Source organism: Tropicimonas sp. IMCC34043, assembly GCF_003390845.1.
Classification (GTDB): Bacteria; Pseudomonadota; Alphaproteobacteria; order Rhodobacterales; family Rhodobacteraceae; genus Tropicimonas.
This window is the reverse complement of record NZ_QMEK01000001.1, coordinates 1,184,396-1,200,088: the sequence shown is the minus strand read 5'-3', so window position 1 is coordinate 1,200,088 and position 15,693 is coordinate 1,184,396. Positions and strand designations below refer to the sequence as shown.

Here is a 15,693-nt window from a genome sequence, read left to right as displayed (position 1 = left end):
CCGGGAGCCTTTTCAGGCGATGGCGGCCGGTCGCGCGACGCCATCTTGCCGGGGCTATCTTGGCAGCAGCGTCGTCACGCCGACGTCGCCGGCGCGTGCAAGCTCGGGGTCGAGCGTCATCGGAATGTACTCGCCCTGCCGCCAGAGCTCGCCCAGGTCATCGTAGTGACGGCTGAGCGGGTGGCCGGACTGGCCGGTCGCGGTGACGAAGACCGAGGAATCCGGATCGGCGAAGTCATAGACGCCGCGATAGCCGGCGGCCTGGACATTGGCGAACGGATCGCTTGCCGTGCCGGCGGTCAGGCCGCGTTGCAGCGTGTTGTCGCCGCCGCTGGTCGATTGTTCGATGTTCACGAACCACTTCAGCACCGGCACGTCGCCCAGCACCGGATGTTTGTGCTTTGCAACATGCGCATCGCCCCAGCGCAGGCTTTCCAGCGCCGAGCCGTAATTGTCGGCAATCCACAGCAATGCCTCGTCGAGTGCGATCCGGGCAGTGTCGGTGCAGGTCTCGATCGCCGTTGTCTGGCGGATGTCGCACCAGGCGGCGGCACCGTCGGTGCTGCGGAACACGCGTTCGAGGAAGATCGGGTCGGGGCGCGGAAAGGCCTCGGCCAGCGGGCCGATGTCATCGACAATCAGCTTGTGCTGAAGCTGGCGCATCCAGGCTGCATAGATCAGCGGCTCGGGCAGGTGTTCGTTCATCTCGCCGTTCCAGTTGGCCAGCATTTCGAGCGCATGCTGGCGCTGGCGTTCGGGCGTGCCTTCGGGCGCGGCCTCGCCGGTGTACCACAGGTCGCGGGCGATCAGCGGCAAGAGGTTGCGCGCCGTGACCGAGACGGTGTCGAGCTGGGCGGCGATGAAGCTTTCGCGGGTGTGGACGTCGCGTTCGGCCATCAACTTGTTCCAGCGCTGGATCCGCTGCGTGTCGCCCCAGGCGTAGCTGACGTGATAGGGGAAGGGCTGGCGCGAGGTCGCATTGTTGGTATTGCCGATCACCCCCTGGGGTGGGTCGATCACCCGCGGGTTGGTGTCATAGGGCAGGATCCCGCGCCAGCGGTTCTGCGGCTGCCAGCCGAGCGACGGGATCCGGCCCCGGCCGACGTTGTCGGGGTCGCGGTCGGGCAGGGCGCCGAAGACCTGCAGCGCGACATGGGTGCCATCGGTCAGGATCATGTTCACGGCCGGAACGACGTAGCGGCGGCCGGCCTCGATCGCTTCGTCGACCGATCCTGCGCGCATCAGCTCCATGCCGGCGCTCAGCGTGGTGTCGTCGTGACGGAGTGCGGTCCAGGCGAGGGATGCGACATGGCCCGGCGGCGTGACGGCGTCGAGGTTGAAGTGGCTGCCAGACAGCACCGGGCCGTTCTCGGTCCAGCGCAGCGTGATCGTGACGGGGGCAGCATCGGCGACCTCGATGATCGTGCGTTCGGTTCGGAACGGTTTCCAGCCCTCGGGCGTGCGATAGCTTTGCCGGTCGGCCGGGTTCAGCTCCTCGATCATCAGGTCGAGGTTGTCGGCATAGGCGGCGGTCAGGCCCCAGCCGAGGCGCTCGGACCGGCCCGAGACGATCAGCGGCAGGCCCGGAACGGTCGCTCCGATCACGTCGCCGGTCGAGAGCTGCAGCCGCGCCAGATACCAGATTGTCGGCGCGGTCAGCTCGAGGTGCGGATCGTTGGCAAGCAGGCCGTGGCCGGAGGCGGCGCGCGCGGGTACGGCAGCCCAGGCGTTGGACGCGCCCGCGCGGCCTGGCGCCGCGAAGGGCGACAGCACGTCGCGGGTCATGTTCTGGGCGTGGGCGAGGCGCGGCAGGTCGGGGAACAGTGACCCGTAGTCAGGCAGCGGCCCGGCGTCGGTGCCGGGGGCATCGGGCAGAAGATCTGCGAGGCGGGCTGGATCGAGCAGCAGCGAGGCCTGGGCGCGCAGAACCTCGTCCTGCAACTGGGCGTCGAGCTGCAGTGCCATGAGTTTGCTGACGACAATCGAATCGGCGGGTTGCCAGGGCGCGATCTCGGGCCGGAACAGGAAGAATTCGGGGGCGCCGCGGCCAAGGGCATTCTCGTTGACGATCCTGATCCAGGCGTTGACCCCGGCGGCATAGGCGCGGAGTGCAGCCTGGGTCTGGGGGTCCTGCGCCGCGACCGAGTCGGTGGCGGCGCGGTAGAGGTCGAGCCGGCGCATCAACTCGTCGGTCTGAACGGTCGAGGCGCCGAAGATCTCGGACAGCCGGCCCTGCGCGGTGCGCCGCATCAACGTCATCTGCCAGAGCCGGTCCTGGGCATGGGCAAGGCCGAGGCCGAAGAACACGTCCTCGTCGGTGTCGCCGAAGATGTGCGGCACATCGGAGTTGTCGCGCACGATCTCGACCGGGCCGGTGATCCCCTCGACCGTCCAGGTGGCGTCGTAATCGGGAAGCGAACGCGCGGCAAAATAATAGCCGAGGCCGAGGGCCACGCCACCAAGTGCTGCCAGCACCATGAACAGCCGCAGCGACCAGCGGAATACCCGTTCCATCCTGCCCCTTCCTTTTGACCCCATTCTTCTTGACCCGGGTCGGGAGCCGGGTAGGTCTGGAGCGAGGTTATTGCAAGGCGAATGAAGGGGAAAGACATGGCGCGGGTTGCCTTTCTGGGGTTGGGGGTCATGGGATATCCGATGGCCGGACATCTGAAGCGGGCGGGTCACGAAGTCGTGGTCTATAACCGGACTGCGGCGAAGGCCGAAGCCTGGGTGGCCGAGCATGGGGGCACGATGGTGCCAAGCCCGGCGCAGGCGGCCGAAGGGGCGGAGTTCGTGCTGGCCTGTGTTGGCAACGACGATGATCTGCGTTCGGTCTGTGTCGGCCCCGCCGGGGCGCTGGACGCGATGGCCGAGGGCGCGATTTTCGTCGATCATACAACGGTTTCCGCGAAGGTGACGGGCGAAATGAACGCGGCGGCCGAAAGGCTCGGGCTCGGTTTTGTCGATGCGCCGGTGTCGGGCGGGCAGGCGGGCGCCGAGAACGGCCAGCTGTCCGTCATGTGCGGCGGGACCGAGGCGGCCTATGCAAGGGCCGAGCCGGTGATTGCCGCCTATGCCAAGATCTGTCGGCGGATGGGCGAGAGCGGCGCCGGGCAGATGACGAAGATGTGCAACCAGATTGCCATCGCGGGCCTCGTTCAGGCGCTGTCCGAGGCGCTTCACTTTGCCGAGAAGGCCGGGCTCGACGGCGCCGCGGTCGTCGAGGTGATCAGCCAGGGGGCGGCCGGGTCCTGGCAGATGTCGAACCGCTATCGGACCATGCTCGAGGATCATTTCGAACACGGTTTTGCGGTCGACTGGATGCGCAAGGATCTGGCGATCTGTCTGGCAACCGCGGACGAGACCGGGGCGAGCCTGCCGGTCACGGCGCTGGTCGATCAGTTCTACAAGGATGTGCAGAAGATGGGCGGCGGGCGTTGGGATACCTCGTCGCTGTTCAAGCGGCTGCGCGTGGCCGGATAGCGGGGTTGGGGGGCGCTGCCCCCCGCTGCCGCCCCGGGGGCGGCAGCGCCCCCCGGGATATTTTCGAACAGAAGAAGCCCGGTGCGGTGGATTCAACCGCAGAAGCCGGTGCCGTGGATTTGCGGTCAGGCGCTGTTCAGACGGTGCTGGAGATCCTTCAGCACGAACAGGCGGATGGCCGAGGCAAGGCCCATCTCGAGGCCGCGGTCGCGGTCGATCTGGGCGGCAAGCGCATTGATCGGCTGTTTGCGGGCGCGGGCGATGTCGCGAAAGGCGGTCCAGAATTCGTCTTCGAGCGAGACGCTGGTGCGGTGGCCGGACAGCGTGAGCGAGCGTTTGACCGGGCGGCTCATTCGGGTTTTTCTGCCGGGTCTTCGCGCCGCTTGGCGTCAAGGGTGCGGGCCGCGCGCTCGGCTTCGGCCTTGGCGCGGGATCTCTCGGCCTTGGGCAGGCCGTGGACGACGGCATTGCGGTCGGCCTGCAGGCGAGCCTGCTGACGGGCCCGGGCCTTGCGGAATCGGTTGAGGTTGACGGGCTCTGCCATGGTGGCAGGAGTATAGGCGGGCCGGGCGCCGGCGGAAAGCCGGGCGCCGCTGGCCGAATTCATGGCGCCGCGAGGAATTGACCGAAGCGCTGGAATGCGGGACCATTTCGCCATCCGATCCATTTGAGAGAGGCTTTTCCGATGCGACGTTTCAAGCTGGCTCTGCCAGTCGTGCTCTCGTTTCTTGCCGCGCCCGCTGTGGCAGAAGTGTGGGAATATGGTGAGGCTGAGTGCAACGAATTGTGGTTCACGCGGAACCTGATCATGGACCGCGCCGGGTATTGTTTTGGGTCGGCCTTGGGTCAGGCGCTGTTCGACAATCGCGACTGTCGGGGCAAGGACGTGCAACTGAGCGCGGCGCAGTCGGCGCAGGTCCGGAAGATCCAGGCGCTGGAGACGCAGATCGGCTGCAAGGTGAATACCAGCCGGCGCAGTCTCGATCTGCCGTTCATGGCAGAGCTTCGGCGGCTGCGGGATATGCCGCTCCCTGCCGATGGCGGCTGGGCCTGCATCGGTTGGCAGGGTGCTGCGGTGCCTCTTTACGATGGCTACAGCGCGGGTGCGCAGGTTGTCGGACAGATCCGGCCGGGCGACTGGGTCGGTTATGGCTACATTGGCGATGGTGGCCGGACCGTGGTGATGGTGCGCCGCGGCGGCGAGAGGGGCAACGGAATGCTGGGTTGGATGGACGATTCGGTCCGCGCATCCTGCGCCGAGGAAGCGGGCTGAACGGCGGACCGTTCCGGTGCAAGCCGACCGAAGGTCATGTTTTTTCGCCAACGGCAAATGACACAGGCGCCCCGGAGGGCGCCTGCGCGGATCTGAGGCGGCGCCTGGGGCCTATTTGGCCTTGGGGCCGACCATGTTCTCGGGGCGGACCACCGCGTCGAAGGTCGCCTCGTCGACGAAGCCGAGGGCGATCGCCTCGTGCTTCAGGGTCGTGCGGTGTTTGTGCGCGGTCTTGGCGACCTTGGTCGCGTTGTCATAGCCGATGGTGGGGGCAAGGGCGGTGACCAGCATCAGCGATTCGTGCATCAGCTTTTCGATCCGCTCGCGGTCGGCCTGCAGCCCGACCACGAGGTTGTCGGTGAAGGCCGAGCAGACATCGCCCAGAAGCTGCATCGACTGCAGCACGTTGTAGGCGATCATCGGCTTGTAGACGTTCAGCTCGAAATGCCCCTGCGAGCCCGCCATGCCGACGGCCATGTCGTTGCCCATCACGTGGCAGCAGACCTGGGTCATCGCCTCGCACTGGGTCGGGTTGACCTTGCCGGGCATGATCGAGGAGCCGGGTTCGTTTTCCGGCAGCAGCAGTTCGCCAAGGCCACAGCGCGGGCCCGACCCCAGCAGGCGGATGTCGCTGGCGATCTTGAACAGGCTGGCGGCGCAGGTCTTGAGCGTGCCCGACATCTGGACCATGGCATCGTGGGCGGCCAGCGCCTCGAACTTGTTCGGGGCGGAGACGAAGGGCAGGCCGGTGATCGCGGCCATGTTGGCGGCGACCTCCTCGCCCCAGCCCTCGACCGTGTTCAGCCCGGTGCCGACGGCGGTGCCGCCCTGCGCGAGTTCATAGATGTCGCCGAGCGCGGTTTCGACCCGCTGGATCGACTTCGCCACCTGGTGGACATAGCCCGAGAATTCCTGGCTGAGCGTTAGCGGCGTGGCGTCCTGGGTGTGGGTGCGGCCGATCTTGATGATGCCGTCGAATTCGACGACCTTCGCCTGCAGCGCATCATGCAGCTTGTGCAGCCCCGGCAGCAGCACGTCGCGCGCCTGCATGGCGGTCGCAATGTGCATGGCGGTCGGGAAGGTGTCGTTCGAGCTTTGCCCCATGTTGACGTGGTCGTTGGGGTGCACGGGCTTTTTCGAGCCGATCACGCCGCCGAGCAATTCGATCGCGCGGTTGGCGATGACCTCGTTGGCGTTCATGTTCGACTGGGTGCCGGAGCCGGTCTGCCAGACCACCAGCGGGAAGTTGTCGTCGAAGGTTCCGTCGATGACCTCCTGCGCGGCGGTCTGGATCGCCTCGCCGATTTCGGCGGGCATCTTGCCGGAGGCGGTGTTGGCCTGGGCGCAGGCCTTCTTGATCACCCCAAGCGCGCGGACGATCGGGATCGGCTGCTTTTCCCAGCCGATCGGGAAGTTGATGATCGAGCGCTGGGTCTGCGCACCCCAATATTTGTCGGCAGGTACTTCGAGGGGGCCGAAGCTGTCGGTTTCGGTGCGAGTCTGGGACATCACGTTGTTCCTCCGGGGTTCGTTTGGGCGGATTTACCGGGCCTGACGGCGGCCGGCAACACACCCCGGCAGACCTGGGGGCGGACCAATCGGCGCAGCGGCCGCGCCGGGCGCGGTTATTTCCGGAAGGTATCGAGGCGGACGATCTCGGCGTCCTGGTGGCTTTCCTCGGCGACGTCCTCTGCGAGGGGCGCCTCATCCTCCTCGACGCCGTCCTCGGCGTCCTCGTCGTCGTCGAGCTGGCTGGTTTCGAACCTCAGCCCGAACTCGACCGACGGATCGACGAAGGTCGAGATCGCGTCATAGGGGATATAGAGCGGTTCGGGCGCGTCGCCGAAATTCAGCGTGATCGAGAAGCCGCTGTCGCGAACCTCGAGATTCTCGAACCAGTGCTGGATCACCACCGTCATCTCTTCGGGATAGCGGTCGCGCAGCCAGTCCGCGATCCCGACATCGGGATGGTTGGTGTCGAATGTGATGAAGAAATGGTGGTCTCCCGGCAGACCATGCAGCGCGACCTGGTCCAGCACCTCCTGGATGAGGCTGCGCATGGCTCGATGCATTAACCTGCCATAGTCGATGCTTCGCGACATGTGCCCGGCGGTCCTTTCATTGCTTCTCGAAGGCAGCATAGGGGGAGTCGAAAGGGAATGACAGCCCCCCTCCAGCGGCTTTCGCGACCCTGCGTCAACCACGGCCGTCACAGCCCGCCGGCAAGCCCGCCTGCCACCGCCGAAACGGCCAGAACGGCCCCGAGCGGCCAGCCGCGGCCGATCAGCAGCAGGGCGGCGAGTGCTGCGAGCGCCAGTGCAAGGGGATCGATGCTGGAAAGCTGCGGCCAGGGCAGGCGGAGCGGGCCCGCGCCGTGCAGGCCGACTTCGGCAAAGACCACGTGCAATGCGAACCACAGCGACAGATTGGCGATCACGCCGACGACGGCGGCCATGATGCCGTGCAAGGCGCCCGCGAGCCGCGGCTGGTGGGTGATCCAGTCGACATAGGGCGCGCCGACGAAGATCCAGACAAAGCAGGGCACGAAGGTGACCCACAGCGTCATTGCCGCGCCGAGCAGCCCCGCGCCCCAGCCGCCCTGCTGGTACGCGGCAAGCGTGCCGACAAATTGCGTGACCAGGATCAGCGGCCCCGGCGTCGTTTCGGCAAGGCCGAGCCCGTCCATCATCTGCGCGGTTGTCAGCCAGCCTTCGGTCTGCACGACCTGCTGGGTCATGTAGGCCAGCACCGCATAGGCGCCACCGAAGGTGACGACCGCGAGACGGGAAAAGAACAGCCCGATGGCGGTCAGGCGTTCGGCCCCGAGCGCGGCGGCAAGTGCAACGGGCGCCGCCCAGAGCGCCAGCCCGGCGGCGAGGATCGTCAGGCTGTGCCGCGCAGGGGGCGGTGCGGGCCGGGCGGCTGCCGGCGCGGCGGAGGTCGCGACAGCACCCCAGAGCGCGGCGGCGAGGACGATCACCGGAAACGGCAGGCCAAGCGCGAAGATGCCGAGAAAGGCGAGAAGCGCCAGCACCCGGTCGGCGGGCCCTGCCAGCGCCCGTTTCGCGACCGCAATCAGGGCCTGAAGGACGATCACCACAACCGCCGCCTTCACGCCGAGAAACATGGACTGCACGATTTGTTGCGAGCCGAAATGTATGTAGATCGCGGTAAGGGCGAGGATCACCAGTGCGCCCGGCAGAACGAACAGCCCGCCCGCAACCAACCCGCCCGGAATGCCGCGAAGCCGCCAGCCGGCGAAGGTGGCAAGCTGCATCGCCTCGGGCCCCGGAAGGAACATGCAGAACGACAGCGCCGACAGGAACTGACGTTCATCGAGCCAGGGGCGCCGGTCCACCAGTTCGCGGTGCATCAGGCCGATCTGCGCCGCCGGTCCGCCGAAGGACAGCAGGCCGATGCGCCCGAAAACCGCGACCATCTCGGGATACGTCACGCGCATGTCCGCCTCCTGCCGGGACCTGCGCATATTGCGCACAGGTCTGGAACCCGGGACGAAGCGAAGGCGGAAACCGGCGCCGAGGCAAGTTGCGAGAATGGCGCAGGCGCGATGCCCGCGGACCGGCAGGAACGGCTATTGCAGCCGCTGTCCGGTCAGGCACAGCGCCAGCGCATCCGGTGGCACAAGCCCGAGACGTTCGAAGAAACCGAGAAAATCTATGCAGTTGAAAGCCTCGGCGATCTTGTTGCCTTCGATCCGCGCCATCAGCATACCGCTGCCGGTGATGGTCTGGCCGGTGGCGCGGACCATGGCCTCGAAACTTGCCATGACCGAGATCCAGTCGCCCTGTTCGACCGCATGTTCGAAGGTCACGCTCTGCACCTCGAGCATCTCGAGCATGGGGGCGACGAATTCATAGAATTCCTGCGGTCCGATCGCCAGGTCGGGCATTAGCCCGCTGGCCGCGGCCGAGGTATCGAAATAATCGCCGGCTTCCTCGATGGCGCCGCCGATCCAGACCCGGTCGTAGAAAGATTTGAGCAACTCGAGATTGGTCATGTCCGCTGTCCTCGCATTCGCGGAAAAGCTAGCGAAATGCTATGAACAAAGATTGAACGACATTCGCTGTTTCGGATCGCGAAACGTTGAAAATTCAACCTTCTCGCCAAAGGTGCATAGGGGCCGGAGCAGGGAGAGGGGAAAAGTGCAGGTTTCTGTTGCCAGGTACCTGCGAACCCCGCCAAACGCTGCTAGGCGTCAGGACTTAGTTTTCGGTTTGATTACTGCTTACGCAGCAACTGCCACCGGAGCACGGTTGTTATTGGCAACTATCATGCTTGGACCGATAACGGTGGTACCTCACCGAGCAAAAGCAAACCCCTTTAGACGTCCGTCGATCCTATTTCGGCCCCATTTTGCCCGCCAATGGGCATGATATGGTGGAGCCGCCGGGTACCGCCCCCGGGTCCGAGCCGTGTATTACGAGCGCGTTTATCGCCATAGTTCCCGAAGGAACGTTACGAAGATAAGGCCAAAATGCCGCCGATACAAGGTGGTTCAGGGGCTTGCGGCGGCGCGGCATCCTAATAGGTTAGAATGGTTCCAACCCTACGGATGCCAGCACATGCGCTCACTTCTCTCTGGCCGGAAACGGTTTCAGGACCTGACCGAAGCCGAAATCCTCGCACTCGCAATCTCCTCCGAGGAGGACGACGCCCAGATCTATCGCGGGTTTGCAGCCCGCCTGCGCGACGAATTCCCGGCGACCGCGGCGGTTTTCGACGGCATGGCAAGCGAAGAGGACGAGCATCGCCAGCGACTGATCGTGTTGTTCCGGCTGCGCTTTGGCGAGACGATCCCCTTGCTGCGCCGCGAGCATGTCGCCGGATACTACGCCCGCAAGCCGGTCTGGCTGATGGAGCAACTGCCGATCGAGAAGATTCGCCAGATCGTTTCGGACATGGAATACGACGCGCGCACCTTCTACGAGAACGCCGCCGCCAAGGTGACCGATGCCGACACCCGGCTGTTGCTGGGCGATCTTGCCGCCGCCGAGGGCGGGCACGAGGCCCGGGCCGAGGAACTGAGCGACGCCAACCTGACCGAAGCCGCGGTCGAGGCCGAGGATCACCACGCAAGGCGCAGGTTCCTTCTGACCTGGGTGCAGCCGGGGCTTGCGGGGCTGATGGACGGCTCTGTCTCGACGCTTGCGCCGATCTTCGCCACTGCCTTTGCCACCGGCGACACCCATTATACCTTCCGGGTCGGGCTTGCCGCCGCGGTCGGGGCCGGGATCTCGATGGGCTTCACCGAGGCGGCCTCGGACGACGGACAGCTTTCGGGGCGCGGAAGCCCGCTCAAGCGCGGCGTCGCCTCGGGGGTGATGACCATGGTCGGGGGGCTCGGCCACGCGCTGCCCTATCTGATCCCGCATTTCTGGACCGCCACCATCATCGCCTTCATCGTGGTCTTCATCGAGCTTTGGACCATCGCCTGGATTCAGGAGAAATACATGGACACCCCGTTCTGGCGTGCGGCCCTGCAGGTCGTGGTCGGCGGTGGGCTGGTGCTGGCCGCGGGCATCCTGATCGGCAGCAGCTGAGACCGGCAGGCCGAGGATGGCGTGCCGCGCCATCTTCGGATTGACAGCGGGGCGTTGCCGCGGCCTTGATGCGGCATGATCCCGTTGCAGGTCCCGAAAGGTGCGACCCGTTGATTTCGGTTGAATATGTGCAAGTGATGGCGCGCTATAACGCGTGGCAGAACGAGACGATGATCGGCCTGGCCGAGACGCTCGATCCCGCGGAACTGACCCGCGATTGCGGTGCGTTCTTCCGCTCGATCCTCGGGACGCTGAACCATCTGCTGTGGGTCGACCGGTTGTGGATGTCGCGACTGGCCGACTGGAAGCAACCCGAGGGGAGCCTTGCGGACAGTGCGCAATGCTATCCGACGCTTGCGGCGTGGAAATGCGACCGGATGCGGGCCGATGCGCGGATCCTGCTGTGGGCGCGCCAGTTGCGGCCGGCGCAGTTGCGCGGCACTCTGGCGTGGCGCTCGGCGTCGAAAGAGGTAGAGGTGACCTCGCCGATCGGGCTTTGCGTGGTGCACATGTTCAATCACCAGACCCACCATCGCGGTCAGATTCATGCGATGATGTCGGCGGCGGGCGCCGTGACCGGGCTGACGGATCTTGTCTTTATGCCCGAGCGGATCTGAGACTTGGCGCCGGGGCGCGCCGCAACAATCGAGACGGGGGGCGTGATGCGCGCACTTGTGGTGGAGAAATCCGCGGATGGAACGACCCGGGCTGCGGTCGAGGACATCGACGAGGGCCGGCTTCCGGTCGCTGCCGTGACGGTGCGGATCGAGTATTCCACCCTGAACTACAAGGATGGCCTTTGTATCGGGCCGGGGGCCGGGCTGGTCAAAAGCTATCCCCATGTTCCGGGCGTCGATTTCGCCGGCATCGTCGAGGCCAGCGAAGACAGCCGTTATCAGCCCGGCGATGCCGTGGTGCTGACCGGCTGGCGGGTGGGCGAGATCCATTGGGGCGGCTATGCCCAGAAGGCGCGGGTCGATGCCGACTGGCTGGTGCCGCTGCCCGAGGGGCTGACGACGCGCGAGGCGATGGCGGTGGGCACGGCGGGGCTGACCGCGATGCTGGCGATCATGGCGCTTGAGGATCACGGGCTGACCCCGGATCAGGGCGAGGTTCTGGTCACGGGTGCCACGGGGGGCGTGGGATCGGTCGCAACCGCGATCCTGTCGAACCTTGATTACGAGGTTGCCGCCGTCACCGGCCGGCCGGAGCAGGCGAGCTATCTGGGCAATCTGGGCGCCGGCAAGCTGATCACCCGCGACGAACTGGCCGAGACGACGCCAAAGCCGCTGGAGCGCGAGACCTGGGCCGGCTGCATCGACGCCGTCGGCGGGGCGATGCTGGCGCGTGTCCTCGGGCAGATGAAGCAGAACAGTTCCGTCGCAGCCGTCGGGCTGGCCGGCGGGGCGGAACTGCCGGCCAAGATCACGCCCTTCATCCTGCGGGGGGTCAACCTGCTGGGGATCAACAGCGTCACGCAGCCGTTCGAAAAGCGGCAGCGCGCCTGGGCCCGCATCGCGCGCGATCTGCCAAAGGACCGGCTGGAGGGCATGATCGTGCCCGCGACATTGCAGGATCTGCCCCGGCTGGGCGCCGAGATCCTGAAGGGCAAGGTGCGCGGCCGGGTCGTCGTCGACGTCAACGCCTGAGCGGGCTCGGGGCCGCCCTTTCCGTTCAGGGCAGGCGCGAGCGGACCGCCCAGGCGCGCGCCGTCATGGCGATAGACCCGCCCGGCGCCCGGGGAAGGCGGTCGCGCAGCCGGTCTTCCAGCCGCTGACGCTGGTCTGCCGCCAGGCTGGCGCAATAGCCCGGCGCCGGCCCGGTGCCGAGGGTGAACGGGCGCCAGAAATCGTCGAAATCGGCGAAGACGGTCGGCACTTCGAGCGCCGCTATCTCGACTTCGGGCAGCCCGGCGCGGGCGGCGAGCGCCGTCAGGCCCTCGGGCGTGCAGAAGGGAAACCGCCGCGCCTCGTCGAATTCCGCAGCGCCCGGATCGAGCGCGGCGGCGGCCTGCCAGAAGGCATCGAGAAAGCCGAGCCCATTGCCCGGATAGTCCCAGACATAGAAGCCGACCAGCCCGCCCGGTCGGGCGACCCGCCGCTGTTCGGCGAGCACCCTGTCGCGTTCGGGCAGGAAGTTGAGCACGAGGCCCGAGACGACGACGTCCCGGCTGGCGGCGGGCAGGTCCATCTGCGCGCCGTCGCCGACCCGGAACTCGGCCCGCGGATCGTCGGCATTTGCCCGTGCCGCCGCAAGAAAGCCCTCGGACAGGTCAATGCCGAGCAGGCTGCGCGGATTGCAGCGGTCCAGGATCGCAGCCGAAAGTGCGCCGGTGCCGCAACCGACGTCGAGCCAGTCCGCCTGTGGCGCGGCGCCGAGCCAATCGACGAACCTCTGCGCCACCGCCCGGCTCCAGCGCCCCATGTAGGCGTCATAGCTGCCCCCGGTCTGCCAGGCGTCGTGCCGTTCCGATTCGACCATACCGCGTTCCCCTCGCCGCGGGCGCGATCCCGTGCGGTGCAAGGATACACCCGCGCGGTCGATCTGCCAAACCCGCCCCGAGTGTCGTTGCGCCGTGACAGGGGCAGCGTAACGGGTCTTGTCGCGGCCGGCGTTTCGGTTACTCCATTACGCCATGAGACTCGATATCGATTTCGTCCGGGCCCAGTTCCCGGCCTTCTCCGAACCCCCCCTTCAGGGGCAGGGGTTCTTTGAAAATGCCGGCGGCTCCTATGCTTGCGGGCCCGTGATCGCGCGGCTCGACCGCTATTACCGGGAACGCAAAGTGCAGCCCTATGGCGCCTTCGCGGCCTCCGATGCCGCGGGGGGCGAGATGGACGAGGCCCGCGTGCGGATGGCCGCGATCCTCGGGGTCGAGGCGGACGAGCTGAGCTTCGGTCCCTCGACCAGCCAGAACACCTATGTCCTTGCGCAGGCGGTGCGGCGCTGGATGTCGCCCGGCGAGGCGATCGTGGTGACCAATCAGGATCACGAGGCCAATTCGGGCGTCTGGCGGCGGCTGGAGGGCGAGGGGATCGAGATCCGGGAATGGAAGATCGACCGCGATACCGGCCATCTCGACCCCGCGGATCTTGGCCCGCTGCTCGACGACGGCAACGTCCGGCTGGTCTGCTTCCCGCATTGCTCGAACGTGGTGGGCGAGATCAACGATGTCGCCGCGATCACCGCGCTTTGCCATGCCGCCGGGGCATTCGTCTGTGTCGACGGGGTGTCCTATGCGCCGCACGGCTGGCCCGACGTTGGCGCACTTGGGGCCGACATCTATCTGTTTTCGGCCTACAAGACCTATGGGCCGCATCAGGGGCTGATGGTGATCCGGCGCGGGCTGGCCGGCGAGCTGCCCAATCAGGCGCATTTTTTCAATGCAGGCTACCCGACCAAGCGATTCACGCCCGCGGGTCCTGACCACGCGCAGATCGCGGCCTCGGCCGGGATGGCGGACTATCTCGAGGCGCTCGCAGATCATCACGGGCTGAAGGGCACGCTGACCGAACGCGCGGTTGCGGTGCACGACCTGATGCGTGCCCACGAAGTCGCGTTGATGGCGCCGCTGCTCGACTATCTCGGCAACCGCAATGACGTGCGGCTGCTCGGTCCACGCCGGGCCGAGGATCGGGCGCCGACCATCGCGCTGGCGCTCGACCGTCCCGGGTTCGAGGTGGCAAAGGCGATGTCGGCGCACGGGATCATGGCGGGCGGTGGCGATTTCTATGCCGTGCGGCCGCTCGAGGCGCTTGGCGTCGACCTCGAAACGGGTGTGCTGCGGCTGAGCTTTGTCCACTACACCACAGCGGAAGAGGTCGACCAACTGGTCGCGGCCCTCGACACGGTGCTGTGACCCCTGAACCGACGAGCGGGTGATGAGCGCGGCCGGGCCGATCCTGCTGTGGCTGCGCCGGGATTTTCGGCTGGGTGACAACCCCGCGCTGGCGGCCGCCGCCGCAACCGGCCGCCCGGTGATCCCGGTCTTTGTCCGCGATCCGCTGGTCGATGCGCTGGGAGCGGCGCCGAAATGGCGGCTTGGCCGGGCGCTTGGGTGTTTCGATCACGCGCTGCAATCGGTCGGATCGCGGTTGATCCTGCGCAGCGGCCCGGCGTCCGAGGTGCTGACGGGCCTTGCCGCCGAAACCGGGGCCGACGCGATCTTCTGGAACCGTCTCTACGAGGCCGCGCCGCGCGACCGTGACACCGCGCTCAAGGCCGCGCTGAAACAACGGGGGCTGGAGGCGAAGAGCTTCGCCGGCACCCTGCTGGCCGAGCCATGGGAGATTGCGACCGGGCAGGGCGGCCCATACCGGGTGTTCACCCCGTTCTGGAAGGCGCTGCGCGCCCGTGGCGCCGCAGCCCCCGCCCCGACGCCTGCGACGCTTGCCGCGCCGCCGCGATGGCCCGGCTCCGAGGCGCTGGAGGACTGGCAGCTTGGCACGGCGATGCGACGTGGGGGCGAGGTGGTCGCGGCCCATGCCCGCATCGGCGAGGCGGCCGCCGAGGAGCGGCTGGCGGCCTTCCTCGACGGGCCGGTCGACGACTATGGCGCCGACCGCGACCGGATCGACCGCGACGGCACCTCGGGGCTCGGCGCCCATCTGGCACTGGGAGAGATCGGCATCCGCCGGCTGTGGCAGGCCGGGCTTGCCGCGCGCGCGCAGGGCCGTCAGGGCGCCGAGGCGTTCCTGCGCCAGCTCGCCTGGCGCGACTTTGCCCATCATCTGGCCTTTCATACGCCAGCGCTTCTGACCGGCAACTGGCGGGCAGACTGGGATGGGTTTCCCTGGGACGACACCCCCGACCGCCCCGAGGTTCTGGCCTGGAAACAGGGCCGCACCGGCGTGCCGCTGGTCGACGCGGGCATGCGCGAGATGCAGGTGACGGGCACCATGCACAATCGCGCCCGGATGGTGGCGGCGAGCTACCTTACCAAGCATCTGCTGGCGCATTGGCGGATCGGCCTGCACTGGTTCGAGGACCATCTGGTCGACTGGGACCCGGCCAACAACGCGATGGGCTGGCAATGGGTTGCGGGCAGCGGCCCCGACGCCGCGCCGTTCTTCCGGATCTTCAACCCCGAAACCCAGCGCGCCCGGTTCGATCCCGATGGCGCCTATGTCCGGCGCTGGATCGCCGAGGGTCAGGCCGATCCGCCCGAAACCGCGCTGGCGTTCTTCCGCGCCGTGCCACAGCGCTGGGGCCTCGGCCCCGGCGACAGCTATCCCGCGAAACCTGTGGTGGCGCTCGACGTTGGGCGCAAACGCGCGCTGGACGCTTATCAGCGGTTCAAGCAGGACGCTTGACGCAGACGGGGCCGGCGCCGTTTTATGAGTTGGAGCGACCAGTAGCCCGTTCTGCCGGAGGCGA

Annotated in this window: 15 protein-coding genes and 1 other RNA gene; 7 read left to right on the top strand and 9 right to left on the bottom strand. The window is 67.0% G+C overall.

Annotation, left to right across the window (positions count from 1 at the left end; genetic code table 11):
• Nucleotides 1-54: 54 nt before the first annotated feature.
• Nucleotides 55-2,514: a penicillin acylase family protein gene (locus DQG17_RS05595; RefSeq protein ID WP_116131744.1), complete on the bottom strand. Its 2,460-nt coding sequence runs from the start codon at nt 2,512-2,514 to the stop codon at nt 55-57.
• 96 nt (nt 2,515-2,610) lie between these two features.
• Between DQG17_RS05595 and DQG17_RS05590 the strand changes: the two genes are divergently transcribed.
• The gene (locus tag DQG17_RS05590; RefSeq protein ID WP_116131743.1) at nt 2,611-3,483 is read left to right on the top strand and encodes an NAD(P)-dependent oxidoreductase; all 873 of its coding nucleotides are present in this window, start codon (nt 2,611-2,613) and stop codon (nt 3,481-3,483) included.
• 125 nt (nt 3,484-3,608) lie between these two features.
• Here the strand turns inward: DQG17_RS05590 and DQG17_RS05585 are convergent, their stop codons facing one another.
• Complete coding sequence (locus DQG17_RS05585; protein WP_116131742.1) at nt 3,609-3,836, bottom strand: ribbon-helix-helix domain-containing protein; 228 nt, start codon at nt 3,834-3,836, stop codon at nt 3,609-3,611.
• Entirely contained in the window at nt 3,833-4,090 is a 258-nt protein-coding gene (locus DQG17_RS05580; protein ID WP_232829334.1) for a DUF4169 family protein, read from the bottom strand. Before DQG17_RS05580 ends, DQG17_RS05585 begins: the two co-directional genes overlap by 4 nt.
• Before the next feature lie 78 nt (nt 4,091-4,168).
• Here DQG17_RS05580 and DQG17_RS05575 point away from each other — a divergent pair, with 78 nt between their 5' ends.
• On the top strand, nt 4,169-4,756 hold the full coding sequence (locus DQG17_RS05575) for a DUF4453 domain-containing protein (RefSeq protein ID WP_116131741.1): 588 nt from the start codon (nt 4,169-4,171) through the stop codon (nt 4,754-4,756).
• A 111-nt stretch (nt 4,757-4,867) separates the two neighbouring features.
• Here the strand turns inward: DQG17_RS05575 and fumC are convergent, their stop codons facing one another.
• The 5 genes from fumC to ssrA all read right to left on the bottom strand — a co-directional run bounded on the left by fumC (nt 4,868) and on the right by ssrA (nt 9,270).
• A complete protein-coding gene (gene fumC / locus DQG17_RS05570; RefSeq protein WP_116131740.1) occupies nt 4,868-6,265 on the bottom strand; it encodes a class II fumarate hydratase in 1,398 nt (465 codons plus the stop codon).
• Between the two features lie 116 nt (nt 6,266-6,381).
• A complete protein-coding gene (locus DQG17_RS05565) occupies nt 6,382-6,858 on the bottom strand; it encodes an SspB family protein (protein ID WP_116131739.1) in 477 nt (158 codons plus the stop codon).
• A 107-nt stretch (nt 6,859-6,965) separates the two neighbouring features.
• On the bottom strand, nt 6,966-8,216 hold the full coding sequence (chrA, locus tag DQG17_RS05560; protein ID WP_116131738.1) for a chromate efflux transporter: 1,251 nt from the start codon (nt 8,214-8,216) through the stop codon (nt 6,966-6,968).
• A gap of 132 nt (nt 8,217-8,348) precedes the next feature.
• Complete coding sequence (locus DQG17_RS05555; RefSeq protein ID WP_116131737.1) at nt 8,349-8,774, bottom strand: ester cyclase; 426 nt, start codon at nt 8,772-8,774, stop codon at nt 8,349-8,351.
• Between the two features lie 144 nt (nt 8,775-8,918).
• Nucleotides 8,919-9,270: a transfer-messenger RNA gene (gene ssrA, locus DQG17_RS05550) on the bottom strand.
• A 69-nt stretch (nt 9,271-9,339) separates the two neighbouring features.
• Here ssrA and mbfA point away from each other — a divergent pair.
• From mbfA to DQG17_RS05535, 3 genes are all read left to right on the top strand, one after another.
• Entirely contained in the window at nt 9,340-10,317 is a 978-nt protein-coding gene (mbfA, locus tag DQG17_RS05545; protein WP_116131736.1) for an iron exporter MbfA, read from the top strand.
• Between the two features lie 110 nt (nt 10,318-10,427).
• Entirely contained in the window at nt 10,428-10,934 is a 507-nt protein-coding gene (locus tag DQG17_RS05540) for a DinB family protein (protein ID WP_116131735.1), read from the top strand.
• A gap of 42 nt (nt 10,935-10,976) precedes the next feature.
• The gene (locus tag DQG17_RS05535; RefSeq protein ID WP_116132607.1) at nt 10,977-11,966 is read left to right on the top strand and encodes an MDR family oxidoreductase; all 990 of its coding nucleotides are present in this window, start codon (nt 10,977-10,979) and stop codon (nt 11,964-11,966) included.
• Nucleotides 11,967-11,991: 25 nt separating this feature from the next.
• On the opposite strand, the gene DQG17_RS05530 is transcribed toward DQG17_RS05535, so the two are convergent.
• Entirely contained in the window at nt 11,992-12,798 is an 807-nt protein-coding gene (locus tag DQG17_RS05530) for a class I SAM-dependent methyltransferase (protein WP_116131734.1), read from the bottom strand.
• Between the two features lie 154 nt (nt 12,799-12,952).
• Between DQG17_RS05530 and DQG17_RS05525 the strand changes: the two genes are divergently transcribed.
• Complete coding sequence (locus DQG17_RS05525; RefSeq protein WP_116131733.1) at nt 12,953-14,176, top strand: aminotransferase class V-fold PLP-dependent enzyme; 1,224 nt, start codon at nt 12,953-12,955, stop codon at nt 14,174-14,176.
• 22 nt (nt 14,177-14,198) lie between these two features.
• Nucleotides 14,199-15,629 carry a deoxyribodipyrimidine photo-lyase gene (locus DQG17_RS05520; protein ID WP_116131732.1) on the top strand — a complete coding sequence of 477 codons (1,431 nt, stop codon included), beginning with the start codon at nt 14,199-14,201 and terminating at the stop codon, nt 15,627-15,629.
• Nucleotides 15,630-15,693 lie beyond the last annotated feature (64 nt).